31 protein-coding genes are annotated in these 26,621 nt (G+C 55.0%); 15 read left to right on the top strand and 16 right to left on the bottom strand.

The annotated features are described in order from the left end of the window. The first annotated feature begins 44 nt into the window (after window positions 1-44). From csgC to RT120_RS11375, 4 genes are all read left to right on the top strand, one after another. On the top strand, window positions 45-374 hold the full coding sequence (csgC, locus tag RT120_RS11390) for a curli assembly chaperone CsgC (RefSeq protein ID WP_312982712.1): 330 nt from the start codon (window positions 45-47) through the stop codon (window positions 372-374). Between the two features lie 180 nt (window positions 375-554). Next, window positions 555-866 carry a hypothetical protein gene (locus tag RT120_RS11385; protein ID WP_312982711.1) on the top strand — a complete coding sequence of 104 codons (312 nt, stop codon included), beginning with the start codon at window positions 555-557 and terminating at the stop codon, window positions 864-866. Between the two features lie 56 nt (window positions 867-922). Then, complete coding sequence (ymdB, locus tag RT120_RS11380) at window positions 923-1,465, top strand: O-acetyl-ADP-ribose deacetylase (RefSeq protein ID WP_312982710.1); 543 nt, start codon at window positions 923-925, stop codon at window positions 1,463-1,465. Further along, window positions 1,398-2,885, top strand: coding sequence for a phospholipase D family protein (locus tag RT120_RS11375; RefSeq protein ID WP_312982708.1), 1,488 nt, complete (start codon window positions 1,398-1,400; stop codon window positions 2,883-2,885). Before ymdB ends, RT120_RS11375 begins: the two co-directional genes overlap by 68 nt. Here RT120_RS11375 and mdoC read toward each other — a convergent pair whose 3' ends face one another. Then, complete coding sequence (gene mdoC, locus RT120_RS11370) at window positions 2,886-4,046, bottom strand: glucans biosynthesis protein MdoC (protein ID WP_312982707.1); 1,161 nt, start codon at window positions 4,044-4,046, stop codon at window positions 2,886-2,888. A gap of 271 nt (window positions 4,047-4,317) precedes the next feature. Between mdoC and mdoG the strand changes: the two genes are divergently transcribed. The 3 genes from mdoG (at window position 4,318) to RT120_RS11355 (ending at window position 8,680) form a co-directional block, all read left to right on the top strand. Then, the gene (mdoG, locus tag RT120_RS11365) at window positions 4,318-5,853 is read left to right on the top strand and encodes a glucans biosynthesis protein MdoG (protein WP_312982793.1); all 1,536 of its coding nucleotides are present in this window, start codon (window positions 4,318-4,320) and stop codon (window positions 5,851-5,853) included. Further along, window positions 5,816-8,380 carry a glucans biosynthesis glucosyltransferase MdoH gene (gene mdoH, locus RT120_RS11360; RefSeq protein ID WP_409515044.1) on the top strand — a complete coding sequence of 855 codons (2,565 nt, stop codon included), beginning with the start codon at window positions 5,816-5,818 and terminating at the stop codon, window positions 8,378-8,380. The genes mdoG and mdoH overlap by 38 nt, the downstream gene beginning before the upstream one ends. Before the next feature lie 72 nt (window positions 8,381-8,452). After that, on the top strand, window positions 8,453-8,680 hold the full coding sequence (locus RT120_RS11355; protein ID WP_312982704.1) for a YceK/YidQ family lipoprotein: 228 nt from the start codon (window positions 8,453-8,455) through the stop codon (window positions 8,678-8,680). A 1-nt stretch (window position 8,681) separates the two neighbouring features. Here the strand turns inward: RT120_RS11355 and RT120_RS11350 are convergent, their stop codons facing one another. Together RT120_RS11350 and RT120_RS11345 are read right to left on the bottom strand one after the other, a co-directional pair. Further along, window positions 8,682-9,056 carry a MysB family protein gene (locus tag RT120_RS11350; protein WP_312982702.1) on the bottom strand — a complete coding sequence of 125 codons (375 nt, stop codon included), beginning with the start codon at window positions 9,054-9,056 and terminating at the stop codon, window positions 8,682-8,684. Between the two features lie 139 nt (window positions 9,057-9,195). After that, window positions 9,196-10,116 carry a Kdo(2)-lipid IV(A) acyltransferase gene (locus tag RT120_RS11345; RefSeq protein ID WP_312982701.1) on the bottom strand — a complete coding sequence of 307 codons (921 nt, stop codon included), beginning with the start codon at window positions 10,114-10,116 and terminating at the stop codon, window positions 9,196-9,198. A 214-nt stretch (window positions 10,117-10,330) separates the two neighbouring features. Between RT120_RS11345 and RT120_RS11340 the strand changes: the two genes are divergently transcribed. Next, on the top strand, window positions 10,331-11,380 hold the full coding sequence (locus RT120_RS11340) for a rhodanese-related sulfurtransferase (protein ID WP_312982700.1): 1,050 nt from the start codon (window positions 10,331-10,333) through the stop codon (window positions 11,378-11,380). 36 nt (window positions 11,381-11,416) lie between these two features. On the opposite strand, the gene RT120_RS11335 is transcribed toward RT120_RS11340, so the two are convergent. The 10 genes from RT120_RS11335 to mdtH form a co-directional block, all read right to left on the bottom strand. After that, on the bottom strand, window positions 11,417-11,992 hold the full coding sequence (locus RT120_RS11335; RefSeq protein WP_312982698.1) for a YceI family protein: 576 nt from the start codon (window positions 11,990-11,992) through the stop codon (window positions 11,417-11,419). A 21-nt stretch (window positions 11,993-12,013) separates the two neighbouring features. Continuing rightward, window positions 12,014-12,565: a cytochrome b gene (locus tag RT120_RS11330; RefSeq protein WP_312982696.1), complete on the bottom strand. Its 552-nt coding sequence runs from the start codon at window positions 12,563-12,565 to the stop codon at window positions 12,014-12,016. Window positions 12,566-12,798: 233 nt separating this feature from the next. Further along, on the bottom strand, window positions 12,799-12,912 hold the full coding sequence (locus RT120_RS11325) for a YceO family protein (protein ID WP_312982693.1): 114 nt from the start codon (window positions 12,910-12,912) through the stop codon (window positions 12,799-12,801). Between the two features lie 89 nt (window positions 12,913-13,001). Then, window positions 13,002-14,123 carry an N-methyl-L-tryptophan oxidase gene (solA, locus tag RT120_RS11320; RefSeq protein WP_312982692.1) on the bottom strand — a complete coding sequence of 374 codons (1,122 nt, stop codon included), beginning with the start codon at window positions 14,121-14,123 and terminating at the stop codon, window positions 13,002-13,004. 228 nt (window positions 14,124-14,351) lie between these two features. Then, a complete protein-coding gene (bssS, locus tag RT120_RS11315; protein WP_183171914.1) occupies window positions 14,352-14,606 on the bottom strand; it encodes a biofilm formation regulator BssS in 255 nt (84 codons plus the stop codon). 367 nt (window positions 14,607-14,973) lie between these two features. After that, window positions 14,974-15,219 carry a DNA damage-inducible protein I gene (gene dinI / locus RT120_RS11310; protein ID WP_312982690.1) on the bottom strand — a complete coding sequence of 82 codons (246 nt, stop codon included), beginning with the start codon at window positions 15,217-15,219 and terminating at the stop codon, window positions 14,974-14,976. Between the two features lie 81 nt (window positions 15,220-15,300). After that, window positions 15,301-16,347, bottom strand: coding sequence for a dihydroorotase (pyrC, locus tag RT120_RS11305; protein ID WP_312982688.1), 1,047 nt, complete (start codon window positions 16,345-16,347; stop codon window positions 15,301-15,303). Between the two features lie 127 nt (window positions 16,348-16,474). Then, window positions 16,475-17,035: a lipoprotein gene (locus RT120_RS11300; protein ID WP_312982686.1), complete on the bottom strand. Its 561-nt coding sequence runs from the start codon at window positions 17,033-17,035 to the stop codon at window positions 16,475-16,477. 108 nt (window positions 17,036-17,143) lie between these two features. Then, window positions 17,144-17,791 carry a glutaredoxin 2 gene (gene grxB / locus RT120_RS11295; RefSeq protein ID WP_312982685.1) on the bottom strand — a complete coding sequence of 216 codons (648 nt, stop codon included), beginning with the start codon at window positions 17,789-17,791 and terminating at the stop codon, window positions 17,144-17,146. 61 nt (window positions 17,792-17,852) lie between these two features. After that, window positions 17,853-19,061, bottom strand: coding sequence for a multidrug efflux MFS transporter MdtH (mdtH, locus tag RT120_RS11290; protein WP_312982683.1), 1,209 nt, complete (start codon window positions 19,059-19,061; stop codon window positions 17,853-17,855). Window positions 19,062-19,305: 244 nt separating this feature from the next. On the opposite strand from mdtH, the gene rimJ reads away from it, so the two are divergent. The 4 genes from rimJ (at window position 19,306) to murJ (ending at window position 23,308) form a co-directional block, all read left to right on the top strand. Continuing rightward, window positions 19,306-19,890 carry a ribosomal protein S5-alanine N-acetyltransferase gene (gene rimJ, locus RT120_RS11285; RefSeq protein ID WP_312982681.1) on the top strand — a complete coding sequence of 195 codons (585 nt, stop codon included), beginning with the start codon at window positions 19,306-19,308 and terminating at the stop codon, window positions 19,888-19,890. A 9-nt stretch (window positions 19,891-19,899) separates the two neighbouring features. After that, window positions 19,900-20,547 (top strand): YceH family protein, encoded by a 648-nt coding sequence (locus RT120_RS11280; RefSeq protein ID WP_312982679.1) that lies wholly within the window; start codon window positions 19,900-19,902, stop codon window positions 20,545-20,547. A 1-nt stretch (window position 20,548) separates the two neighbouring features. Then, entirely contained in the window at window positions 20,549-21,472 is a 924-nt protein-coding gene (locus tag RT120_RS11275; protein ID WP_312982677.1) for a Gfo/Idh/MocA family oxidoreductase, read from the top strand. 300 nt (window positions 21,473-21,772) lie between these two features. After that, window positions 21,773-23,308 carry a murein biosynthesis integral membrane protein MurJ gene (gene murJ, locus RT120_RS11270; protein ID WP_312982676.1) on the top strand — a complete coding sequence of 512 codons (1,536 nt, stop codon included), beginning with the start codon at window positions 21,773-21,775 and terminating at the stop codon, window positions 23,306-23,308. Window positions 23,309-23,351: 43 nt separating this feature from the next. Here murJ and flgN read toward each other — a convergent pair whose 3' ends face one another. The 3 genes from flgN to flgA form a co-directional block, all read right to left on the bottom strand. After that, window positions 23,352-23,774, bottom strand: a complete 423-nt coding sequence (flgN, locus tag RT120_RS11265) for a flagella biosynthesis chaperone FlgN (RefSeq protein ID WP_312982674.1) — start codon at window positions 23,772-23,774, stop codon at window positions 23,352-23,354. Between the two features lie 4 nt (window positions 23,775-23,778). Then, window positions 23,779-24,075, bottom strand: a complete 297-nt coding sequence (gene flgM / locus RT120_RS11260) for a flagellar biosynthesis anti-sigma factor FlgM (protein ID WP_312982672.1) — start codon at window positions 24,073-24,075, stop codon at window positions 23,779-23,781. A gap of 200 nt (window positions 24,076-24,275) precedes the next feature. After that, complete coding sequence (gene flgA / locus RT120_RS11255; RefSeq protein WP_312982670.1) at window positions 24,276-24,932, bottom strand: flagellar basal body P-ring formation chaperone FlgA; 657 nt, start codon at window positions 24,930-24,932, stop codon at window positions 24,276-24,278. 153 nt (window positions 24,933-25,085) lie between these two features. On the opposite strand from flgA, the gene flgB reads away from it, so the two are divergent. The 3 genes from flgB to flgD are packed head-to-tail and all read left to right on the top strand — an operon-like array spanning window position 25,086 to window position 26,606. Then, window positions 25,086-25,502: a flagellar basal body rod protein FlgB gene (gene flgB / locus RT120_RS11250; RefSeq protein ID WP_312982668.1), complete on the top strand. Its 417-nt coding sequence runs from the start codon at window positions 25,086-25,088 to the stop codon at window positions 25,500-25,502. Between the two features lie 2 nt (window positions 25,503-25,504). Next, window positions 25,505-25,909: a flagellar basal body rod protein FlgC gene (flgC, locus tag RT120_RS11245; protein ID WP_125292124.1), complete on the top strand. Its 405-nt coding sequence runs from the start codon at window positions 25,505-25,507 to the stop codon at window positions 25,907-25,909. 10 nt (window positions 25,910-25,919) lie between these two features. Then, entirely contained in the window at window positions 25,920-26,606 is a 687-nt protein-coding gene (gene flgD / locus RT120_RS11240; protein ID WP_312982666.1) for a flagellar hook assembly protein FlgD, read from the top strand. Window positions 26,607-26,621 lie beyond the last annotated feature (15 nt).

Below are 26,621 nucleotides of genomic sequence, written 5' to 3'. Positions count from 1 at the left end.
CATTAAGAACAGGGCTTCGGCCCTGTTTTTTTTGGAGGTAAGTTATGTACACCATGGTGCTACTCGCCGCGCTGACCAACCAAATCGTTTTTGATGCTCAACAACAAGGCTCCATCTGGACCATCGTGCCGCAGGTCATGCTCACGCAGGATTGCGAATGCCAGATCCAACTCGAAGCCGTACGTAAAGGCACATCTGGCAACAGCAACACCCGCCAACATTCGCGGGCACATATAAAAGGCAATGAACCCTATTCGGTATCGCGTCTGGCGATCAATGTCGACCCGGGTGATGACCTGACTATTCTTGTCACCGTCAGCGATGGCAAAGCGATCAACCTTAAACAGCAGTGGTCGCCACCGGCAATTTTATAAATCTTCCCTTCCTTATTAAAGTTGTACTGTTTTTTGCCGTTATGACTCTTCAAGCGACCGTTGCTGCTAACTGTGTAATTCTGCTCACAATATTAACAATATGTTAATTTTTGGTTGGATTATAGTTACACGAGGACCTTTCACGTCTTCAGGATGAAGCGCTTATGAGGAACTGCAAAAATGCTTATGCGTTCAGTACTATCGCTGTGTGGCCTGGCCCTTTTTTCGATCTTTTCGCCAGTATTTAGCGCTTCAGGCGCGGATGGTGTTATCCACTTCGTCGGCTCTGTTGTTGAAGATAGCTGCGATTTTTCCCACAACCAGCGCAGAGTGATGGTTGATTGCCCCGTCGGCTCCAAACGCGTCAAACAATCCATTGCAGTGGCTGACATTAATACAGCCAACATCACAAGTAACGTACCGGCAACGGTTCAGCTTCGCTATCTTGATGACAGCAAAAAATTAGCCGTTCTCAGCGTTGTTTATCGCTAGCTTCGGCCCAGACTGCGGATGTTCTACACTCAATACTGGGCATTAAGGAGGCGGCAATGAAATCCAGAATAGAGGTTGTTCAGGGCGATATCACCCGAATGACGATTGATGTGATTGTGAATGCAGCAAATTCTTCCCTGATGGGGGGCGGCGGCGTTGATGGCGCTATACACCGCGCAGCAGGCCCCGCGCTGATGGAGGCCTGTATGCAGGTCCGCCAGCAGCAGGGCACGTGCCCAACCGGCCATGCGGTGATCACCGTTGCGGGGAATTTGCCGGCAAAAGCGGTGGTGCATACCGTTGGCCCGGTCTGGCGTGATGGCGATGCGCATGAAGCGCAGCTCTTGTCCGACGCTTACCGCAACAGCCTACAGTTAGTGTGCGACAACGGTTACAAGAGCGTGGCGTTTCCGGCAATCAGTACAGGTATCTATGGATACCCGAAACCGGCGGCGGCAGAAATCGCGGTCAACACGGTTTCAGACTATCTTACCCGGCACGCTTTACCGGAGCAGGTATACTTTGTCTGCTATGACGAAGAAAACACCCGACTTTACCAGCGCTTACTTGCGCAACGCCCACCAGAACAAGACGCATAACACGCGTCTTGGGCGTGCCATCGCCCCAAAAACCCAGGCGCATCCCGACTATAGCGGCGTCCATCCACTGGCTGATAGCCTGGATGCGTTCGCCGCCCGCTATATGCTGGCTGAGATGGCGGAGCTGACGCTGGATGTGCAGTACTACATCTGGGAAGACGACATGTCCGGCCGGCTGTTGTTTAACGCACTGCTTGAGGCTGCCAGGCGCGGTGTGCGGGTACGGCTGCTGCTGGATGACAATAATACCCTCGGGCTGGATAGCGCGTTGCGGCTGCTCAATTCCCACCCCAACATTGAAGTCCGGTTATTTAATCCTTTTTCATTCCGCACCCTGCGTGCGTTAGGTTATCTCACCGATTTTGCGCGCCTTAACCGCCGTATGCATAACAAAAGTTTTACCGTCGATGGCGAGGCAACCATTATCGGTGGCCGCAATGTCGGCGACGCCTATTTCGGCGCGGGGGATGAGCCGCTGTTTTCCGATCTGGATGTCCTGGCCATCGGGCCAGTGGTCGAGCATGTCAGCAACGATTTTGAACGCTACTGGGACTGCGCGTCGGTTTCCACGCTTGAAAAAGTGCTCGACGTCAATGAGCAGGAAATCGAACAGCGTGTTCAGTTGCCGGAAGAGTGGCAGCAGGACCCGGTCGCAAAATCCTATCTGGATAAACTTGCCACTACCCAGTTCGCCACCCATCTGGATGCCGGGACGCTGACCATGATTTGGGCTAAAACGCGTTTACTGAGTGACGATCCGCGCAAAGGGGAGGGGAAAGCGCGCCGTCATTCCCTGCTGCCGCTGCGTTTATTAAACGTCATCGGCGAACCGACAAAGCAGATTGATATTATCTCGGCCTACTTTGTGCCGACCCGCGCGGGCGTCGCCCAGTTGCTGATGCTTAAGCGCAAGGGTGTCAATATCGCTATTCTCACCAACTCGCTGGCGGCCAACGATGTGGCCGTGGTTCATGCCGGCTATGCGCGCTGGCGCAAGAAACTGCTGCGTCATGGGATTGCGCTCTATGAACTGAAACCCGGCCCGCAGAAGGAGCGAGTCCAGCATGACCGCGGTTTGACAGGCAACTCCGGCTCAAGCCTGCATGCCAAAACCTTCAGCGTTGACGGCACGCACGTTTTTATCGGCTCGTTTAATTTCGACCCGCGCTCCGCCATGTTGAATACCGAAATGGGCCTGGTGATTGAAAGCCCGAAACTGGCGCAGCAGATCCATACGCGGTTCACCCAAAGCCAGCAACTGGCGGCCTGGACCTTACGGCTCGATCAAACCGGGCGGATAAACTGGATTGAACATCGTGACGGAGAGGAAGTGGTGTTGACACGGGAGCCGCAAACCCGCTTCTGGCAGCGGGTGCTGGTGACGCTGGCTTACTGGCTCCCGGTAGAATGGTTGCTGTAGTTATTTGGTTGGCGCGATGGCGGCTGACCCTTTATTTTGCGGCTTGCCGGAAAACAAGAAGCGCAGTAAAGGAATGCGCAGGTGGATTTCATATAGCGCCAGCGCGATGCCGACAACAAACACTAATCCACTGATAAATCCAAGGGTATTTGACGCGATATGCGGCGTAATATATGCCCCGTAGAACAGCGTCAGCGGATGGTGCACCAGATAGATAAAAAGCGATGCGTTAACGAAATAGGTTACGCGCGCAGACTGGAAATTAAGCAGGCGGTAACCCAACGAAAACACCACATTCACCATGCATAATCCCAGCACCATGGTGATGACGTATTCCGTCTCGTACATCCAGGCATCGCCACTGCCGTATCGCTGGTTTGCCAGATAGGCCGCAAACGCCGCAGCCGCGCCCAGCGTGCAACCGCGTGACGGTTGAATGAATAACTGTTTGATGTTTTGGTGTTTAAACGCCAGCGCGCCGAGGATAAAAAACGGTGCGTAGAACAGCGTCTGCATAACAATAAAATTAAACAACCCATCGCTTAAAATAGGGGGCCAGACAATAAACAGCGTGCGGCGAATTAGCGCGTAAACCAACCCGAGGAAACAGAAAATAATTGAGAGTTTTCCTAAGGTGATATTTTTTAACCCACGAAAACGCCCTTCAGCGATCCCGTTGGATATATTCTTAAACAAAATTAACCCGATGCTGGTTAATATCACTAGCACCAGTAAAAACCACAAATGGGAAATGAGCTCCCAGGCCAGTGTATTATATTTTTCATAACTGCTAAGCGTGTGCCAATTGTCCGCCTGGCCTTTGACGTACTGCAACATAATAAATTGCGGCAGGGTCAACAGAGGGATAGCGGTCAACATAGGGATCCCCACGCGCTCAACGCGTACTTTCCACCATTTTGGACGCGGGTAGCGCAGGAACAACATGTATGAAAAGTAACCGGAAATCACGAAGAACACTTGCATGCGGAAGGCGTGAATAAAGTCATTGAACAGGGTCAGCCACCACGACGGCGCAACGCTGTTCACATGCCAGTGATGGCTCGAATAAATGAGTGAAATGTGAAACGGGATCCCCAACAGCATTAACCAGGCGCGGATAGAATCCAGGAAATATTCTCGCTGTACTGACGTCGTCTTCATATAACTCCGCAAACTCTCGGACTTTTCGTCTTATCGCAATGTGCGTATGTGGGTAAATTCGTCGGCAACCCTACACCAACTCCTGGTAAGTGTCTCCAGGTTTAACTCGCAAAACGAATCCCTACGCCCGCAACTGTATAAACCCTGAGCCAGCGGGATGAACAAAGAGGGGATTATGTTGTCGGAAAGCCTGAGTTTCCATTAAAATGGATCGGATTGATTTAAGCACACAAAGGGGGATGTGCTAATTAATATGAAAATTAAACCACAGATGTTGAAATTGCACTGGTTAGGCGCGGCAGTGATGTTGTCCCTTTATACCACCTCGGTTTGGGCATTCTCCATTGACGATGTCGCAAAACAGGCCAAATCATTAGCCGATAAAAGCTTTGAAGCGCCGAAAAGCAATCTGCCGTCCGTTTTCCGCGACATGAAATACGCGGACTATCAGCAGATCCAGTTCAATCACGACAAAGCCTACTGGAACAACGTAAAGACCCCGTTTAAGCTTGAATTTTATCATCAGGGTATGTACTTCGACACGCCTGTCACGATCAATGAAGTGACGTCAACGGCGGTGCGTAAAATCAAATACAACCCGGATTATTTCAACTTCGGCGACGTCCAGCACGATAAAGACACCGTTAAAGATCTCGGTTTCGCTGGCTTCAAAGTGCTTTATCCGATCAACAGCAAAGACAAAAACGACGAAATCGTCAGTATGCTGGGCGCCAGCTACTTCCGCGTGATCGGCCAGGGCCAGGTGTATGGTCTCTCCGCGCGTGGTCTGGCGATTGATACCGCATTGCCCTCCGGCGAAGAGTTCCCGCGTTTTCGCGAATTCTGGATCGAGCGTCCAAAACCCACCGACAAGCGCCTGACTATTTATGCGCTGCTTGACTCGCCGCGCGCTACCGGCGCTTACCGGTTTGTGATTATGCCGGGCCGCGACACGGTGGTGGACGTCCAGTCTAAAGTTTACCTGCGCGATAAAGTCGGCAAACTCGGCGTTGCGCCGTTAACCAGCATGTTCCTGTTCGGGCCGAACCAGCCGTCCCCTGCGACTAACTACCGCCCGGAACTGCATGACTCTAACGGTTTATCCATTAAAGCCGGCAACGGGGAATGGATCTGGCGTCCGCTGAATAACCCGAAACACCTGGCCGTGAGCTCCTTCAGCACCGAAAACCCACAGGGCTTTGGTCTGCTGCAACGTGGCCGTGAGTTCTCGCGTTTTGAAGATATCGACGATCGTTACGATCAGCGCCCGAGCGCCTGGGTCACGCCTGTTGGCGAATGGGGTAAAGGAAAAGTCGAACTGGTCGAGATCCCGACCAATGACGAAACCAACGACAACATCGTCGCCTACTGGACGCCGGATCAACTGCCGGAGCCGGGTAAAGAGATGAACTTCAAATACACGATCACTTTCAGTCGTGATGAAGACAAGCTCCATGCGCCGGAAAGCGCGTACGTTACCCAGACCCGCCGTTCCACCGGCGACGTGAAGCAGTCGAACCTGATCCGCCAGCCGGACGGCACTATTGCCTTTGTCGTGGATTTCTCTGGTCCGGAAATGAAAAAGCTGCCGCCTGAAACGCCGGTGAGCGCGCAAACCAGCATTGGCGACAACGGTGAAATCGTTGAAAGCGCCGTGCGCTATAATCCTGTCACCAAAGGGTGGCGGATGATTGTGCGCGTTAAGCTGAAAGACGCCAAGAAAACCACCGAAATGCGTGCCGCGCTGGTCAATGGCGATCAGACGCTGAGTGAAACCTGGAGCTATCAGCTACCTGCCAATGAATAAGTCTAATCCCTACATTGAGGCGTTGCCGCTTTCCGCCCAGGCGAAAGCGGCGCTGGTGGAGAATACCTCCGACCTGCGCGAAATCCATCATGCTCTCGGCGAAGCGGATTATACCGTTTCCCGGGACGATGATTCGCCGCTGGAATCTGTAAAAACGCGTCTGGAGATGAGCTGGCCCGATTCGCTGGCTGATGGCCAGTTAATCAAAGATGACGAAGGGCGCACCCAGCTTCAGGCGATGCCAAAAGCCAAACGCTCTTCTATGTTCCCGGACCCCTGGCGTACCAACCCGGTTGGGCGTTTCTGGGATCGCCTGCGTGGGCGCGAAGTCGCGCCGCGCTATCTTTCGCGCCTGACGAAAGAACAGCAGGCATCGGAACAGAAGTGGCGTACCGTGGGCACCATCCGCCGTTACATCCTGCTGCTGCTGACCCTGTCGCAAACGGTCGTCGCCACCTGGTATATGAAAACCATTCTCCCTTACCAGGGCTGGGCGCTGATCAATCCTGCTGATATGTTTGGCCAGAATTTGTGGGTCTCTTTCATGCAGTTGCTGCCCTATGTTCTGCAAAGCGGCATCCTGATCCTGTTCGCTATCCTGTTCTGTTGGGTATCGGCGGGGTTCTGGACGGCGTTAATGGGCTTCCTGCAACTGTTGATTGGCCGGGATAAATACAGTATTTCCGCCTCGACGGTGGGCGATGAGCCTATCAATCCGGAGCATCGCACTGCGCTGATTATGCCGATCTGCAACGAAGACGTGGATCGCGTTTTCGCGGGCCTGCGGGCGACCTGGGAATCGGTAAAAGCCACCGGGCAACAGCAGCATTTCGACGTCTATATCCTGAGCGACAGCTACAACCCGGATATTTGCGTCGCTGAGCAAAAAGCCTGGATGGAGTTGATCGCCGAAGTGCAGGGCGAGGGGCAGATTTTCTATCGCCGCCGCCGCCGCCGCGTGAAGCGTAAAAGCGGTAACATCGACGATTTCTGCCGTCGCTGGGGCAGCCAGTACAGCTATATGGTGGTGCTGGACGCCGACTCGGTAATGACCGGCGACTGTCTGACCGGGCTGGTGCGCCTGATGGAAGCGAACCCGAATGCCGGGATCATTCAGTCTTCCCCGAAAGCCTCCGGTATGGATACGCTGTACGCCCGTTGCCAGCAGTTTGCTACCCGCGTCTATGGTCCGTTGTTTACCGCTGGCCTGCATTTCTGGCAGTTGGGTGAATCGCACTACTGGGGCCATAACGCTATTATCCGCGTTAAGCCGTTCATTGAGCACTGCGCCCTCGCGCCGTTGCCGGGTGAAGGGTCGTTCGCCGGGTCGATACTGTCTCACGACTTCGTGGAAGCCGCGCTGATGCGCCGTGCAGGGTGGGGCGTGTGGATCGCGTATGACCTGCCAGGCTCGTATGAAGAGTTGCCGCCGAACCTGTTGGATGAACTGAAGCGTGACCGTCGCTGGTGCCACGGCAACCTGATGAACTTCCGCCTGTTCCTGGTGAAAGGCATGCACCCGGTGCACCGCGCGGTGTTCCTGACCGGTGTGATGTCCTATCTCTCTGCACCGCTGTGGTTTATGTTCCTCGCGTTGTCCACGGCCTTGCAGGTGGTGCATGCGTTAACCGAGCCGCAGTACTTCCTGCAACCGCGCCAGCTGTTTCCGGTGTGGCCGCAGTGGCGGCCAGAACTGGCGATTGCACTGTTTGCGTCGACCATGGTGCTGCTGTTCCTGCCTAAGCTGTTGAGCGTGCTGTTGATCTGGTGCAAAGGCTCCAAAGAGTACGGCGGATTCCTGCGCGTGACCGCGTCACTGCTGCTGGAAGTGCTGTTCTCAGTGCTGCTCGCCCCAGTGCGTATGCTATTCCACACGGTATTCGTAGTGAGCGCGTTTCTCGGTTGGGAAGTGGTCTGGAATTCGCCGCAGCGTGACGACGACTCCACACCGTGGGGCGAAGCCTTTATGCGTCACGGTTCGCAATTGCTGCTGGGCCTGGTATGGGCAGTGGGGATGGCGTGGCTCGACCTGCGCTTCCTGTTCTGGCTGGCGCCGATTGTGTTCTCGCTGATCCTGTCGCCGTTCGTGTCGGTAATTTCCAGCCGCGCGACCGTTGGTCTGCGTACTAAGCGCTGGAAACTGTTCCTTATCCCGGAAGAGTACAATACGCCGCAGGTGCTGCTGGATACCGAACGCTATTTGCACCTGAACCGTGAACGCACGCTGGACGACGGCTTTATGCATGCGGTGTTCCATCCATCGTTTAACGCGCTGGCAACGGCAATGGCTACCGCACGCCACCGCGCCAGCCACGTGCTGGAAATCGCGCGCGATCGCCATGTTGAACAGGCGCTGAATGAAACGCCGGATAAACTTAACCGCGACCGCCGTCTGGTATTGCTGAGTGACCCGGTCACCCTGGCGCGACTGCATTACCGCGTATGGGCGGCACCTGAGAAGTATTCTTCCTGGGTGTCGGACTATCAGGGATTAACGCTCAATCCCAGCGCCCTGAAAACGCGCTAAACTGTACTGCAATGTAAAAAGCCGGCCACCAGGGCCGGCTTTTTTATCACGAAAAACGACAGGAATTATTTCATGCGCGCTGTTGTCATCATCATCGTCGCCATGCTGTTAAGCGGTTGCGGCAGTATTATTAGCCGAACCATCCCCGGGCAGGGACACGGCAACCAGTATTACCCCGGCGTACAGTGGGATGTCAGAGACTCGGCATGGCGTTACGTCACCGTGCTCGATCTGCCGTTTTCGCTGGTATTCGATACCCTGCTACTGCCGATCGATGCGAGCCACGGTCCTTACGAGTAACTTAACGCTCGTCCCACTCATCGGCCGCTGCCTGGCCTTCTTCGGTATCCAGTGGCGGCTCCAACTGGAATTCGCCCTCATCCCATTCATGGAGAGTATTTTCCTCCAGCCACTCCTGGCGCAACTCGATTTCGTCAAAATCGCCGTCAAACACGCTCTGGGCGGCTTCACCGGTTAGCATCGGCAGACACTCGCCATCTTCAGTATCATCGGCAAAAAATTCAGCCTGCCACATAATATCGCCATCCTGCAGGATGTATTTCTGGATATTAAGCTGCTGTATGTTTGCCTCGTCTTCAGCGATCCCGGGGTTATCCGCCAGGAATTCTTCGCGAGCGGCGTCAATGGCTTCTTCAAGTGTGGCGTACATAGACATGGCAATCTCCCTGTGTGCATGGGCTTTTCAGGAAAGAATAGACGAATCTGACAATTTGCCAGTATGAATGTGAAATTTTAATGCTGAAATATCAGAGGGTCGCCACAACGCGGCAGCAGTTCCCTGCCGCCGCAAGGGTTTAGTAGCGCGAAGGGACACCTTCAGGGCGGGTTTTGAAACGGCGGTGCAACCACATGTACTGCTCCGGGGCCATCAGAATACAGCGCTCTACCACGCCGTTCATCCAGCGGGCGGTGTCTTCAGCGGTCTCCAGGGGTGGGTTGCATTCTGGCTCGAGGATCACCATTTCATAGCCTTTGCCATCGGGTTTGCGGCGTGGCACAAACGGAACCACGCAGGCCTGGGACATTCTCGCCAGCATCCAGGTACCGGTGGTCGTAGCGGCCTGTTCCACGGCGAAGAACGGTACAAATACGCTGCTGCGCGGGCCGTAGTCGTGGTCCGGCGCATACCATATGATGTCGCCCTTTTTCAGCGCCCGCACCATGCCTTTAAGATCTTTGCGGTCGATCATCGCCTTATTGGAGCGCATCCGTCCCCAGGTTTGCAGCCAGTCGAGCAGGGGGTTATCGTTAGGGCGATATACGCCAATACCGGGGTTATGGATGCCGAAAATGCGTGCACCCAGTTCCAGCGTCAGGAAGTGCACGCCAATTAGTAGCACGCCCTTGCCCTGAGACTGAACCGCTGTGATATGTTCGGTGCCGGAAACATCAAACCAGCGTTCAACACGCCAGGTGGGCCAGAACCAGGCCATACCGGTTTCCATCAGGCCCATGCCCACCGATTCAAAGTTTTTCACCACCATCTGATGACGTTCCGCATCCGATTTTTCCGGGAAGCACAGCTCAAGGTTACGGTAGGCAATACGCGCCCGGCGCTTCATAAAACGCATCGCCAGGCGGCCTATACCGCAGCCGAGACGATAAATCACCGGGTAGGGTAGCAGCACGACCAGCCAGAGCAGCGCAATACCCAGCCAGTTAAGCCAGTAACGGGGATGGAGCAGGCGACGCGAGAATGTGGGTAGTTGAGTCATGAATTTCCTGAATGATAAATCGAGAAACTATAGGGCCTATTGTGGCATTAATTTTTCTCTGGGCCAAAAATCTCAGCGAGTTAGCCAGGGATGCCGCTGGGTTTGTTGGAATAAGAGGGCAAATGTAGCGCAGAATGTGTGGATGTAAATTGGTGTTAAATGCTTTATCATGCCGCGCGATAAATTCCCCTTACCGATTGCAGGAACGAACACCATGCCAGTGTTGCATAACCGCATTTCGAATGAGGAACTCAGGGCGCGTATGCTGGCAGAAACCGAGCCGCGCACCACAGTCTCATTCTATAAATATTTCACCATTGTTAATCCCCAGGCCACCCGCGACGCGCTGTACCAGGCTTTTGTCGAACTGAGCGTGTTTGGCCGCGTGTATCTTGCTAACGAGGGGATTAACGCCCAGATTAGCGTTCCGGCCAGCAAGCTCGACGCGCTGCGCGAGTTGCTGTACGGGTTTGATCCGGCGCTGAACGGCCTGCGTTTGAATATCGCGCTGGATGACGACGGGAAATCGTTCTGGGTGCTGCGGATGAAAGTGCGCGATCGCATCGTGGCGGACGGGATAGACGATCCGCAGTTTGACGCCAGCGACGTTGGCGAATACCTGAAGGCCGCTGAAGTGAACGCTATGCTCGACGATCCTGACGCGGTGTTTATCGATATGCGCAACCACTACGAATACGAAGTCGGCCATTTCGAAAATGCGCTGGAAATCCCGGCGGACACTTTCCGTGAACAGTTGCCGAAAGCCGTTGAGATGATGGAAACGCACAAAGACAAAAAAATCGTCATGTACTGCACCGGGGGGATTCGTTGCGAAAAAGCCAGCGCCTGGATGCGCCATAACGGTTTTAAGCAGGTGTGGCACATTGAGGGCGGGATCATTGAATACGCCCGCCGCGCCCGTGAACAGGGGTTGCCGGTGCGTTTTGTCGGTAAAAATTTCGTGTTTGACGAGCGGATGGGCGAGCGCATCAGTAATGACGTGATCGCGCATTGCCACCAGTGTGGTTCACCGTGCGACACCCACACCAACTGCAAAAACGACGGTTGCCACCTGCTGTTTATTCAGTGCCCGGCCTGCGCTGAGAAATTCAACGGGTGTTGTAGCGAGAAGTGCCAGCAAGAGCTGGCGTTGCCGGAGGAACAGCAGCGTCAACTGCGTGCTGGGCGGGAGAACGGCGCGAAAATCTTTAATAAATCCCGGGGACGGTTAAACACCAAACTGGGCATTCCCGACCCCGAGTGACCTTTCCCCTCGCGGTAACCGCCGCGAGGGAATCGGTTATTTCTTCTGAACGCCTTCCACGGAAATGATCAGCTCAACATCCTGAGACGCCGGGCCCAGATCGGTGGTGATATTAAAATCTTTCAAATGAATTTTGCCGCTGGCTTCAAAACCTGCGCGCTGACCACCCCACGGATCGCTGCCCTGGCCGATTAATTTCGCGTCCAGGGTTACCGGTTTGGTGACGCCGTTCAGAGTCAGGTTGCCGGTAATATCCAGACCATCGCCATCTTTTTTCACTTCTGTCGAGGTGAAGGTGGCCTGCGGGAACTTGGCGACGTTAAGGAAATCCGCGCTGCGCAGGTGTTTGTCACGCTCAGCATGGTTAGTATCCAGGCTGTTGGTGTTGATGGTGACATTCACTTTATCCGCCGCCGGGTTTTTTTCATCAAAGGTGAATGCGCCGTCGAAATCACGGAACGTACCGTACAGCCAGCTGTAACCCAGATGCTGAATACGGAAATTAACAAAGGCGTGCTGGCCTTGTTTGTCGATAACATAATCCGCAGCCACAGCGGAACCGGTAGTAAATAACAGGGCACCCATCGTTAACCCCAGCAGGCTTTTTTTCATTTTCGCTCCTCAGTCCTTAGTTTATGACGCTTTCCCGAGCATCCGCTTCAGGGTGGCATCTTTATCGATAAAGTGATGTTTAAGCGCGGCAAGCGCGTGTAAAACAGAAAAAATCACCACGCCCCAGGCCAGCCACAGGTGAACCTGACCAGCGAGATCGGCCTGGACGCCCGCGTCGCTCAGGGTCGCTGGCACCTCGAACCAGCCAAACACGCTGATTGGCTTGCCGTCGGCGGTGGAAATCAGATAACCGCTGATCAGAATGGCGAACAGCAGCAGATACAGCAGGGCGTGGCCTGCCGCAGCGGCGACACGGGTAACGCGGGTATAGGTGGGCAGCGCGCGCGGCGGCTTCGAGATAACGCGCCAGGCCAGGCGGATCACCATCGCCATCATCAAAAGGATGCCAATGCTCTTGTGCAGTTCTGGCGCGTTGTGATACCAGCCATCGTAATAACTCAGCGTCACCATCCACAGGCCCAGGCCAAACATACCGTAAACGGTAAGGGCGATGACCCAGTGTAAAAGCACTGAAAGATGTCCGTATCGGGTGGGAGAATTACGCCACTGCATGTTGTGCGCCTGTTAAATTTTAAAGTTGGTGCAACAATGGCGTGAGCGGGAATCAAAAGCAATCCAAAAAAATGGAAGCAGTCCATCAAAGAAATTGAACGATAAAAGAATGCTTAACTAATGTGTAATTTAGCGTTGTCTTTGCATGGAATAACGGTTGAAAAGGGGAGGGGATGATTAAATCTGCGTCAGCATTATGTCAATCTATGTCAGTTTTATTGATGGCAAACTCATCAATAAAACCAGATCCAGATAAGATCGATAATCGCCAACAGCGACCACAGCACCAGGTAAAGCACCAGATGCTCGCGCACGTTGTTGACCAGAAAATGAAAAAGCCGGCGCATAATTAAACCCGTTTCAGGAAAGTCGTCGGCATTATACCCGTTTACCGCGCCGTAAGGGGAATAACAGGGGCGGAAACCCACCCTTGTAATCAGGCGTTTTTAAAACGGCTCAGGGCGAAAGGGGAAAGATCGAACTGAGGCGCGGCGTTTTGCGCAAAATCGCAGGCGATTTCACCGAGCACGGAGGCGAACTTAAATCCGTGCCCGCTCAGACCGGTGATGACCAGGGTGTTTGGCGCGCCGGGCAGCGTATCGATAATAAAATCTTCATCCGGGGAATTATCGTAGGTACAGGCTGCGCCATACAGACAGCCGCCGATACCCGGCAGGATGTGGCGTAAGAACGGGAAGGCTTCCGCGCCATCGGTATGCACTGCGCCGAACGGTTTTCGTTCTTCAGGCGCGCTAATGATTTGCCCGCCGTTGTGCTTGCCGATTTTCAGCTCGTTGTTATCTGCTGGAAAACCATAGAATTGATCGCCGTTAGGTAGCTCACCGGTAAAGGCCGGAAAACGGTTATTCGTGCTGTAACGGCCATCGGCCTGATACCAGGCAAAAATTTTCCGTACCGGGGTAATGGGTAATTCAGGGATTAGACGCGTAACCCAGGTTCCGGCACTTAATAGCATTTTACGCCCGCGGAACGTGCCTTCTGACGTGTCGATACTGACCCCGTCCGCATCGGTGTGAATCGCCTGCACCGGGCAGTTAAAGAGCTGTGCGCAACCGGCTTCTTCTGCCAGGCGTATCCAGGCGGCAATGGCGGTTTCGCTGTGAAGCACGCCGGAATTGGGTTCGAACAGACCGATAAAATCTGCCGGAACGGTGATTTCTGGCCAGCATGCCATCAGTGCGGCAGCATCAAGTTTTTCCAGCGGCAGGCTGAACTGGTGCGCACTTTGCTCCACGTTTGCCAGAAAGTCGGAATGCGCAGGGCCGAGGTTCAGTACGCCGCTGCGGGTGAAAATTTTCTCGCCGCTCAGCTGCTGGAGTTCATCCCACAGTTTTTGCGCCCGCAGCACCAGCGGAACGTATTTCTCGCCTTCGCCATAGGCATGGCGAATCAGACGTGATTCACCGTGATGACTGCCTTCCTGGTGCGGCGGATGGGCTGAATCGGTCATTAACACCTTCAGGCCCGCACGGGTGGCGTAATACCCGGCAGCGGCACCCACGGAACCACTGCCAACAATAATGAGATCGTACTCCATGGACATTTTCTCCATTTGAGTGAAGGGAGTGCAGAGTAAAGAACCTGAGGAAAAGAAACAAGATTTACCCTAATGGTTAACAACCCATATCGCGGGAAATATAACTACATCACAGGACAGATTTGTTTGCGCAACGATGCTTAAGTGAAATTAATATAAGCGGCTGCAATCAGAATATTCAAAAAATTAAGGCACCCGAAGGTGCCTGTCGATTAAAAGATAAGCACGTTAATGCTTGCGATAATCGTTTTCCTGGTAATCACTGGATTCTATTTTTGCAATGCCAGCTTCGAGAATCGAAATAAACTGGCGTGCTACGTCGGTAGTGAGCCAAAGGGTTTGCCCAACTTCGGTGTCTTCTTGATTAGGGCGATTTGGCGATTGATAGTGCAGACGTAGCATCAGCGCATCGTAGCTATCGACGGTGCTGATATCCCATCCTACAAGGGGATGCGTTTGAATAACTTCATTATTCTTTACCATTATAACCCCCTTAATCGTGTTTATAGACAACGTCATTCGAGGTTCAATGCGTCTTTTATTGAAGCAATTTGAGTATATCAGTGGATTAGCATCAACGTCTAAAAAATATATTTCCTGCAACACATTTTTTAAATCGGTGGAAAAGTTTGAACAATAAAACGGCAACTTATTCGTATAAATAAGCGCTTAGCGGCCATTATTACAGATAAAACTGAAAAAATAATTGCGCTTTGGGGGATATTAAAAAGCCGGGCGGCGAGCCCGGAAATGCACAATGAGAGAATAATTTTTTATTTTCGCTATCCGAAATGCATCAACATGCCACGACAGAAACGATATCAAAGCAGCATGTTGATACAGCACGAATCTAGGGTGAAGAGAACCAGTCGTCAGCGCTTTCCCAGGTTTCCTGGAGGATCTCGCTGATCCTGTCTTTGTCCTCTTTTGCGCCGCCCAGTACCGAAAGATGATTCGCGGCGGCATAACGCACGCTAACCTGGTTCCCGGTGTCTGGAAAAGAGTGCTCAATACGACGCGTCAATTCATTTGTCAGCGCATCAATCGCGCCGGGTGGTAATACAGTTGTTTTGGCTATGGTGACTTCAATACGCATGATCGCCCCCTGTTGTTTATACTGGATATTTATACAGTTAAGCTGTCCAGGTTGCAACAGGAGGCAGAAAATATTTCTCTGTCAGCGTTTTACCGACCAGCGCACCGTTTCGCCCGCAAGGAAAGGAATCAGGGTGTCGTCGCTCAGGGCGATGCTCTGGGCGATGGTTTCGTCTTGTTTTACCAGCGTAATCTGCGTTTCATTTACCGGCAGGCCGTAAAAGCGCGGGCCGTTCAGTGAGCAGAACGCTTCAATGTGTTGCAGCGCGTTCATTTCTTCAAACACGGTGGCATAAGCACCCAGCGCAGACGGAGCGTTGAAGCAGCCTGCGCAGCCGCAGCTGGTTTCTTTTTTATGGCGCGCATGGGGCGCGGAGTCGGTGCCGAGGAACACCCGGTCGCAGCCGCTGGCGACCAGTTCGCGCAGTGCCTGTTGATGAATACTGCGTTTTAAAATCGGCAGACAATAGAGGTGAGGGCGCACGCCGCCTACCAGCATATGGTTGCGGTTAAACATCAAATGCTGCGGGGTAATGGTGGCGGCCAGCCGCTCGTTACCGTCCTGCACATACTGGGCCGCGTCTTTGGTGGTGATGTGCTCAAATACCACTTTCAGGTGGGTCAGGCGCTGGCGCAGCGGTTCCATCACGGTTTCAATAAAACGCGCTTCCCGGTCGAAAATATCGATATCGGCATGGGTCACTTCGCCGTGCACCAGCAGCGGCATACCGATTTTTTCCATTCGCTCCAGCACCGGCATAATCGCATCGGTGCTGGTCACGCCGTGGCTGGAGTTGGTGGTAGCGTTGGCCGGATAGAGCTTGGCGGCAGTAAACACGCCTTCGTTAAATCCGCGTTCCAGCTCGTCGGCATCAAGGGTGTCGGTCAGATAGCAGGTCATTAACGGTTCGAACGTATGGCCAGCCGGTACGGCATCCAGAATACGCTGACGGTAGGCACGGGCGGCATCGACGGTCGTCACAGGCGGTGCCAGGTTAGGCATCACAATCGCGCGGCCATAGGTTTCGCTGGTGTAAGGCACCACGATGTTAAGCATGTCGCCATCGCGTAAATGGACGTGCCAGTCGTCTGGGCGGCGGATGGTTAATTCCTGGGATGATACGGTCATGAGCGTGCTCCGGCTGGTGGGAAATCAGTCAACAATGGCTGGATTTATGCCGGGCACAAAGGATATGCGGAAACGTTTTCGTTTGCATCCTTTTTATTGCGGGGGCAGCGGGTGCCCCCCGTGTCGATCAGTCAATAAACGGGATAACTATTTCGCCCGGTTTGACTTCAATACCTTTGGCATACTGCTTCGCCATCGCCTCGCCTTTGGTGCGGTCTTCACTCAATACGTAAGCGGGCTGTTGGTTAAAATAACTTTTTAACGACTGGTTAAGATACGGTGTTAGCGTTTTTAATACGCCTTCCATTTTCTGGGGTAACACCTCAGCGCTCACCACTTCCATATCCTGTAAATAGATTGCGCCCTGCTCTTTATTAAAGGTTGGCAGCGCCTTCAGGGTCAGTTTCATGGTGGCTTTCTGGTCGCCAAACAGCGAGGTCAAATCCAGGTTCGCGTCACCGGTCAGAGTGACTTTATTCGGTTCCTGGCGGCCAATCTGGCTGGAAAGATTCGACAACACAATATGCGCGTCGGCGACACCGGGCAGGCCAATGTCTTTGGTGAAGTTATTGCGCTTCGCCAGCGCCTGGTTAATTTCCTGCTCGGTTACGGTGTATTGGGTTAGCTGGTTGCAGCCCACCAGCAGCATCGTCAGTAGCCCGACGAGTGCGACAACGATTTTTTTCATCAGATTCCTCAGCGTTACGCCATCCTTAATTAACGGCAGCATCGCGCAATGAGGCGGAAAATAACAGGGAAAAAAACTGAAACGCCGGCGCAGCGCGCCGGCTCAGGCTTAGATCGCCATTGAGGTAAGAAGATTGACCTGGGTCTGCTTCGCCATATTGTCGCGATAGTCCGCCACGCGGGTCGGCCAGGTAATACCCTGTACCAGCGTCAGGTTACGCAACAGCGGGAACAGATCGATATCGTCGTCAGAAAGCTCACCGTTAACCGCGTTTGGCGCTTTGATGTGCTTATCAAGGGCACGTAGATCGTCGCTGATGTTTTTAATCAACCCCGGGGAGTGGGCCATATGCTCGTCAAACGCCCCAATTGACGCCTGTTTTTTCTCAGTAAAATAGGCACGGGCTTCCGGCGTGGAGAACTCGTCAAACGGCGCTTTCGCCATACGCGGTAGCAGCAGACGGTTGGCGTACTCGTTGACCTTACGCAGCCAGGTGGCGATAGCCGGGTTACGCGCGCCCGTCAGCAACGGCTTGCCGTCCAGCTTATCGACGTAGTGCACGATATCCATGCTTTCAGCCATATAGCGGCTGTCGTCTTTTTGCAGGATGGGGGCCATTTTCTGGCCAATCATTCGGGTGGGGGTATCAACATCGTCATTCATCAGAATGTTGAGCTCGACGGGGATATTCTTAAGCCCGAAAATCATGCGCGCTTTCACGCAGAATGGGCAGTGATCGTAAATATATAGCTTCACGTTTCTCCTCCATATGATGAGCGTAACTTTCAGTATGGAGGAGAAAAAAGCAGGGGGCAAATCAGCTACCCGGCTCCAGCATTGACGGGTCGATGCGGCGCAGGCTGAACTGCCACCACAGCGCGAAGAAGGTGATGAGCCCCACCGCGCCCAGCATCGCCCAGGGCAACTCCGGCTGGCCAAGCGTGTGCCCCATGTCGAACAGCCAGCCGCCGCCCGCGTAACCGAACGCGCCGCCAATCGCCAGGCCGAGACGGCTAAAGCCCATATAGCTGCCACGCGCCCGGGCGTCCGCCAGTGAAGCGCTGAGCGTTTCCCTCGCTGGTTCGGCAATGATTGAGCCGATATAAAACACGCAGATCAGGGTAAAAAGCTGTTGCAGGGAGGCGGTGAGGCCCATCGGCACCAGGCTGAACGTCATCAGCAACAGCCCCGCCATTAAGCGCTGTTCAAGGCGGAAGCGCTTTTCGCTCCAGCGGGCGATGGGGTACAGCAGCGTCAGCGACAGTGCCGCTTCAATGGCGTACATCCATTTCACCGCCGCAGGCGTCCCGGCAATGTTGTTGACCATAATCGGCAGCATCAGCATCACCTGTACCGCCAGCATGTAATAACCTGCCAGCGTCAACACGTAAGTGATAAACCGCTTGTCCTTCAACACCCGGCCCATGCCTTCGCGCATCGGGGTGCGAATGGTAGAAAGCTTATAGGCGGGCAGCAGCCAGGCATTCACGCCCGCGCATACCACAAACAGCACCGCGCCCACGGCGCACACCAGCCGGAAGTCATATTGCAGCAGCCAACTGCCGAGCAGCGCGCCGATAACCGCCCCGGCGCTGTCCTGCATCATCAGCAATGAGAAAAAACGCCCGCGCTGGTCCGGGCGAACCAGTTTGACCACCAGCGCCGAGCGCGGCGGGTCGAACAGCGTGCCGCCAATACCGGACAGGAAGCAGGAAAACCACAGCAGCCAGGGCTCATGGGCGATCCCCATGGTGGCGAAGCCCGCGGCGCGCAGCAGCATACCGGTGACGATCATCGGTTTGGCGCCAAATCGGTCGGCAATCGCGCCGCCAAAAATCCCCAAACCCTGTTGCGTGAGCTGACGCAAGCCGAGCGCAATCCCGACCAACAGCGCGGCCCAACCCATTTGGTCAACAAAGCGAATCGAAATCAGCGGAAAGACAACGAAGAAGCCCAACACCACCAGCATATTGTCGAGCAGCAGGAAATATTTACCCAGGCTCCTTGCCTGCGAGACCCCAGCCATTTCCCCCTCCCGGGAAACGAAACCACAGAAAACCATTCTGCTGTGCCCGGTCACATTTTCCCATCATCGTTGCGACAATATTTTTTTATCAATCTATGAGATTGATTGATGGCGTTAATCGAAACGCGATAACGGCCTGAAAAAAGGCATGTTGCTGTTTTCACTGTTCTCCTGGCAACAGGTATAGTAAAAACATGGCGTGGCTAACGGGCGACGACAGAATGCCTGCAAGGAGTAACGACAGATGTTTGGCTATCGCAATAATGTGCCGAAAATACGCTTAGTGACCGACCGCCTGGTTGTCCGCCTGATTTACGAGCGGGATGCCTGGCGCCTGGCGGATTACTATGCCGAGAACCGGCAATTTCTGAAGCCCTGGGAGCCGATCCGCGACGAGAGCCATTGCTATCCGTCCGGCTGGCAGGCGCGGCTCAGCATGATCAACGAACTGCACAAGCAGGGCAGCGCCTTCTATTTCGCGCTGTTCGATCCTGATGAAAAAGAGATTTACGGCGTCGCCAACTTTTCGAACGTGGTGCGCGGGTCGTTTCACGCCTGCTATCTGGGCTATTCGCTGGGGGAAAAGTGGCAGGGACAAGGGTTGATGTTCGAAGCGCTGACCTCCGCGATCCGCTATATGCAGCGCACCCAGCATATTCACCGCATCATGGCGAACTATATGCCCCATAACCAGCGCAGCGGGGATCTGCTCGCCCGGCTGGGTTTCGAAAAAGAGGGCTATGCCAAAGAGTATTTGCTGATCGACGGCGTCTGGCGCGATCACGTTTTAACCGCACTGACTACCAAAGAATGGACCGCAGGTCGTTAAGGAGCCCCAATGAAATACTCACTCAGCGCCACTGAAGCCCGCGTGATTGGCTGTATGCTGGAAAAACAGGTCACCACGCCCGAGCAATATCCGCTGTCGGTTAACAGTGTCGTCACGGCCTGCAATCAGAAAACTAACCGCGAGCCGGTGCTGAATCTCAGCGAGTCTGAGGTGCAAAACACCCTGGATTTGCTGGTGAAGCGCCACTACCTGCGCACCGTCAGCGGGTTCGGCAATCGGGTGATGAAATACGAACAACGCTTCTGCAATTCCGAGTTCGGCGATCTCAAGCTGAACAGCGCAGAAGTGGCACTCATTACCACGCTGCTGCTGCGCGGCGCGCAAACGCCGGGGGAACTGCGCGGGCGCACCTCGCGGATGCACGAATTCGCGGATATGGCGGAAGTAGAAAACACCCTGGAACGGCTGGCGGCCCGTGAGGACGGCCCGTTTGTGGCGCGCCTGCCGCGCGAGCCGGGCAAGCGCGAAAGCCGCTATATGCACCTGTTTAGCGGCGATGCGGTCATTCCCGCTCAGGATGAAGAGCCCATCAGTGCACCCTCTGACGATCTTGTGCTGCGTGTCGAGGCGCTGGAAGCACAGGTTCAAGAGTTACAAACCCGGCTCGATTCCCTGTTAGCACACCTCGGAGAATAATATGACGTTATTGCGGGTTGGCATGGTGGGCCTGGGCGGTATCGCCCAAAAAGCCTGGCTGCCGGTACTCTCTGCAGCAGCGCGCTGGCAACTGGCGGGGGCGTTTTCCCCAACGCAGGCCAAAGCGCAGCCGATTTGCGACGCTTACCGTATTCCTTACGTTGGGTCGATTGCCGAACTGGCGACACGTTGCGATGCGGTTTTTGTTCACAGCAGCACCGCCAGCCACTACGCGGTGGTGAATGAACTGCTGAACGCGGGGGTTCACGTCTGCGTGGATAAACCGCTGGCGGAAAACCTGTCGGATGCCGAACGGCTGGTGGAGCTGGCAGCGCGTAAAAAACGCACCCTGATGGTGGGCTTTAACCGCCGTTTTGCACCGCGCTACCGGGAACTGAAATCTCGCCTTACCCAGTGCGCGTCGCTACGGATGGATAAACACCGCGCAGACAGCGTCGGCCCGCATGATTTACGGTTCACTCTGCTGGATGACTATCTCCACGTGGTGGATACCGCGCTCTGGCTGGCGGACGGTGCGGCGGAACTGCAAAGCGGGGTGCTGCAAACTAACGATCAGGGAGAGATGCTGTATGCCGAGCACCATTTCGCCCATCAGCAGTTGCAGATCACCACCAGCATGCACCGCCGTGCGGGCAGCCAGCGCGAGTGGGTGCAGGCGGTTACTGACGGCGGCCTGTATCAGGTCACTGATATGCGCGACTGGCAGGAAGAGCGCGGAGCAGGCGTCGTGACGCAGCCCATCCCCGGTTGGCAAAGCACACTTGAACAGCGCGGATTCGTCGGTTGCGCCGAACATTTTATCGACTGCGTGGCAAATCAGACCCTTCCCGAAACCGCAGGGGAACAGGCGCTGCTGGCCCAGCGGGTGGTGGAAAAACTGTGGCGCGAGGCGATGGAAGAATAACCGCCTGGATACCCAAAATAATTAAAATTGCAGGAAGGCGGCGACGCAGCGAATCCCCAGGAGCTTACATCAGTAAGTGACTGGGGTGAGCGAGGACAAATCGGCTTAGCCGATTTGAACGCCGCTTGCGGCGGCCCTTTAGGGCGAGGCCCGGAGGGCCGAGTAATGCCAACGCATCTGCAACTTTAATTATGAAGGGGAACATCTGCCGCTAGAATTTCACCGGCGCTCGGGTAGACTAGGCGCTCGCTGAATACCTGACGCCTGCTTTGCAGGCGTCAGTGTTTGTGGAACGGAATAATGAATTTATTAAAATCGCTGGCTGCGGTCAGCTCAATGACCATGTTTTCCCGCGTGCTGGGTTTTGCGCGCGACGCCATTGTGGCACGGGTATTTGGCGCAGGGATGGCGACCGACGCCTTTTTTGTGGCTTTCAAATTACCCAATCTGCTGCGCCGTATCTTCGCCGAAGGGGCATTTTCCCAGGCCTTTGTACCGATCCTTGCGGAATATAAAAGCAAGCAGGGCGAAGAGGCCACGCGGCTGTTTATCTCGTATGTCTCGGGCCTGCTGACTCTGGCGCTGGCGATTGTTACGGTGCTGGGGATTATCGGCGCGCACTGGGTGATCCTGGTGACTGCGCCGGGCTTTGTGGATACCGCCGATAAATTCGCACTGACTGAACAACTGCTGCGAATTACCTTCCCGTATATCCTGCTGATATCGCTGGCCTCGCTGGCCGGGGCGATCCTCAATACCTGGAACCGTTTTTCCGTTCCGGCATTTGCCCCGACGCTGCTCAACATCAGCATGATTGGCTTTGCGCTGTTTGCCGCGCCGTACTTTCATCCGCCGGTTCTTGCGTTAGCCTGGGCGGTGACGGTAGGCGGCGTGCTGCAACTGCTGTATCAACTGCCGCACCTGAAGAAGATCGGCATGCTGGTATTGCCGCGCATTAATCTGCGCGATGCGGGCGCGATGCGGGTGGTGAAGCAGATGGGTCCGGCGATCCTCGGTGTGTCGGTGAGCCAGATTTCCCTGATTATTAACACCATTTTCGCTTCATTCCTGGTGTCCGGTTCGGTTTCCTGGATGTACTACGCGGATCGCCTGATGGAATTCCCGTCCGGCGTGCTGGGCGTGGCGCTGGGCACTATCCTGCTGCCGTCGCTGTCACGCAGCTTCGCCAGCGGCAACCATGATGAATATAACCGCCTGATGGACTGGGGATTACGGCTGTGCTTTTTACTGGCGCTGCCGAGCGCCGTGGCGCTGGGTATCCTGGCCGAACCGCTGATCGCCGCACTGTTCCAGTATGGTAAATTTACCGCCTTTGACGCCGACATGACCCAACGGGCATTGATTGCCTATTCGGTGGGCCTGATGGGGCTGATCGTGGTGAAAGTGCTGGCACCGGGTTTTTACTCGCGCCAGGACATTAAAACCCCGGTCAAAATCGCTATCGTGACGCTGATCATGACCCAGGTGATGAACCTGGCGTTTATCGGCCCGCTGAAGCACGCCGGGCTGTCGCTGTCTATCGGCCTTGCCGCCTGCCTCAACGCCAGCCTGCTGTACTGGCAACTGCGCAAGCAAAAAATCTTCCAGCCTGAACCCGGCTGGGCGGGCTTTTTGATCCGGTTGATTATCGCGGTGCTGGTGATGGCGGGCGCGCTGATCGGCATGATGATGGTGATGCCTGCCTGGGATACCGGTACCATGCCGTACCGTATTCTGCGCCTGCTGGCGGTGGTGATCGTCGGGGTGGTGGCGTATTTCGCGACTCTGGCGGTGCTGGGATTCAGAGTGCGGGATTTTGCTCGCAGGACAGCGTGAGTGAATCAACGGGCCTGACAGAACGTCAGGCCCGACAAACAGATTAAATCGAAATCTTCTTCCCGCCGCGCAGGGGATTCGCCGTCTGGCCATCCGCGCCGTACAACGTCGGTTCCTGGTGCGGTTTCAGCACCTCCAGCGCCTGCTGATTGCGGGCAATCTGCCCTTCCAGCAGCCAGCCGTTGTGCTGGTTAAGCGTGCGCAATTGCTGTGTGGTTTCGGTGATCGCCTGCCAGCGTCCCGGCGCGTCGTCATTGGCGCTACGCCCTGCGTTTTGTTCCGCACGGCGCTGCTGCTCCAGATAATCCAGCGTGGCCAGCAGCGAGCTTTTTTGCTCGGTGATGCGCTGTAACGCGCTGCCATTCACGTGGCCTGCTGATAATTGAAGTTGCTCGGCGTCCATCACCTCTTTCAGTGAATTAAGGACGGCCGTCATTTGATCCAGCACTTCTGACAGACGACTCATACCATTATTTACTCTGCAGGAAACTCTGAGCTTCGTTAATTAGCGCATCGGCAATTTTGCCTGTGTCCATTTTGAGCTCGCCGTTTCGAATCGCGGTTTTGAGCGCTTCAACGCGCTCCATATTGATATCACTGCTTCCGGCCTGCATCAGCCGCGCCTGTGCGCCGCTGAAGGTTACGCTGGTGCTGGTGGCGGATGCGGATTTATCCAGGCGATTGACGGGAACGTGTGCAGGCTCGGCCGCCTCGCGCGGTTGGACAGTGCCGATTGGTTTTAAAGGCGATGTGCGTTCTATGCTCATTGTACAATCCTCATCGAGGGGGCTCGTGGCTGTGAGCCTGTCTTATCATTTGTTGATATTCTATCGGCAGCCGCAGCAAAATCTTTACACCCATCATTACGCTTACCCGAAGATTAATGACGAGAATGAATGTTTTACCTTACGGTCTCAGCCCCGGTGCGCCTGTTACGCGGCATCGGGTTGAGTGTAGAGGCTGGAGATTATAGCGTTATCAGAATATTCCCATCATTATCTACCGTTCCGCTGACCACCTGGCCGTTAGCCATGCGGACCCGGGCATTCTGCGTTACGGCGGCGTTATTTAACGCCTGTCCTTCGCTGTTGACGCTGAATCCCTGGCCCGTGGCGATCACAATCACGCGCTGCCCAGCTTTTACCCGCCAGGGCTGGCGTACCATTGCCATCGTCAGGGTTTGTCCCGGTGCCAGATCGCGCAGCGTCTGGGCCTGACGCGCCTGATCGAGCGACAACATCGCCCGCGGCGGCAACTGGTCCAGCCGACCGCGTTGCAGGCGCAGGTTACTCTCATTCAACTCGCTGCCCCGTTCGACAGGGGCGCTCGCCACCACATACTCGCCGTATGCCTGAACCGTGACTTGCAAATAGCGTTTATCGTTTGCGCAGCGCGCCAGCACACTCAGGTTGCCCCACAGCCTGGCGTTGCCGGGCAGGCTGTAAGCCGGATTGTCACAGGCTGGCCAGTTGCTTTGCGGCGACTTGACCGTGACCTGAACCTCGTCGCTGATACCCGCCAGTCGTTGGGCGAAAAAAGCCGTCAATCCTGCCGTCACATCAGCATGAGCCGATGCGCTAAGCAGCATTAAAGCGGTAGCAAGCGTGGCGGGTAAACGTTTCATCCGAGGCTCCGGTAGCGCGATGGTGAAGATTTTACCGCGACTCGTAATGACTCAAGGCAACAAATAGCGACGCATTTTGCGCTTATTCCAACGATAAGGCGAGGTGGTCGCGCATTAAGCTGTCGCCATCACCATGCTATTCGCGGAGGAACCATGCTCGACAAACTCGATGCCGCGTTGCGTTTTCAGCAGGAAGCGCTCAATTTGCGCGCGCAGCGTCAGGAGATCCTGGCGGCGAACATTGCTAATGCCGATACCCCAGGCTACCAGGCCAGGGATATCGATTTCGCCAGCCAACTCAAACAGGTAATGGAGCGCGGACGGGCTCAAGGCAACACGGTTGCACTGACCATGACCTCCGCGCAACACATTCCCGCCCAGGCTTCCACGGCCCCATCCATGAATTTGCTGTACCGCATCCCCGACCAACCGTCGATGGACGGCAACACGGTGGATATGGACCGCGAGCGTACCCAGTTTGCAGATAACGCACTGAAATACCAGTCGGATCTGACGCTGATGAGCGGGCAAATCAAAGGCATGATGTCCGTGCTGCAACAAGGAAACTAATCATGGCACTGCTCAATATTTTTGATATCGCCGGTTCTGCCATGACCGCGCAATCGAAACGCCTCAACGTCGCGGCGAGTAACCTCGCCAACGCCGACAGCGTGACCGGGCCGGATGGCCAGCCCTATCGCGCCAAACAGGTGGTGTTCCAGGTGGATGCCCAGCCCGGCGCAGCGACAGGCGGCGTAAAGGTCAGCCAGGTGGTAGAAAGCCAGGCACCGGACAAGCTGGTCTATGAGCCCGGCAACCCGCTGGCGGACGCGAACGGCTACGTCAAAATGCCTAACGTCGACGTGGTCGGCGAAATGGTCAACACCATGTCGGCGTCGCGCAGCTATCAGGCCAACGTCGAAGTGCTGAACACCGTGAAAAGCATGATGCTGAAAACGCTGACCATCGGACAATAAGGAGAACACCATGTCCATTGCCGTTAACGTCAACGACCCAACCAATACCGGCGTCAGTGGAACCCGTTCCTCAACCGGTTCCAATAGCCTGACCGGCAACAGCGCGTCGGATCTCCAGAGCAGCTTCCTGACGCTGCTGGTGGCGCAGTTAAAAAACCAGGACCCCACCAACCCGCTGCAAAACAACGAACTGACCACCCAATTGGCGCAAATCAGCACCGTGAGTGGTATCGAGAAGCTGAATACCACGCTTGGCGCGGTATCCGGCCAGCTTGATAACAACCAGTCGTTGCAGGCCAGCGCCCTGATCGATCGCGGCGTGATGATCCCCGGCAGCACCATTCTGGCCGGTAAAGAAACCACTACGCCGTTTGGTGTCGAGCTGCAGCAGGCGGCGGATAAAGTCACCGCTACCATCACCAATAAAGATAACCAGGTGATGCAGACGCTGGATATCGGCAAGCTGAGCGCAGGCGTTCACACCTTTAGCTGGGACGGCAAGATGGCCGACGGCACTGCCGTGCCGGACGGCGCGTATAACGTGACTATTTCTGCCAGCTCAGGCACGACGCAACTGGTGGCGCAGCCGCTTAACTTCGCTTTAGTCAACGGCGTGACGCGCAGCAATGGCAGCACCCTGTTGGATTTAGGCACCTACGGCACTCTCGCAATCAGCGAAGTGAGACAAATTATCTAACGCTTGCACTTACAG

The sequence above is a fragment of the Atlantibacter sp. genome (assembly GCF_032062175.1).
Lineage (GTDB): Bacteria > Pseudomonadota > Gammaproteobacteria > Enterobacterales > Enterobacteriaceae > Atlantibacter.
This window is presented reverse-complemented; position numbering and strand designations above follow the sequence as displayed.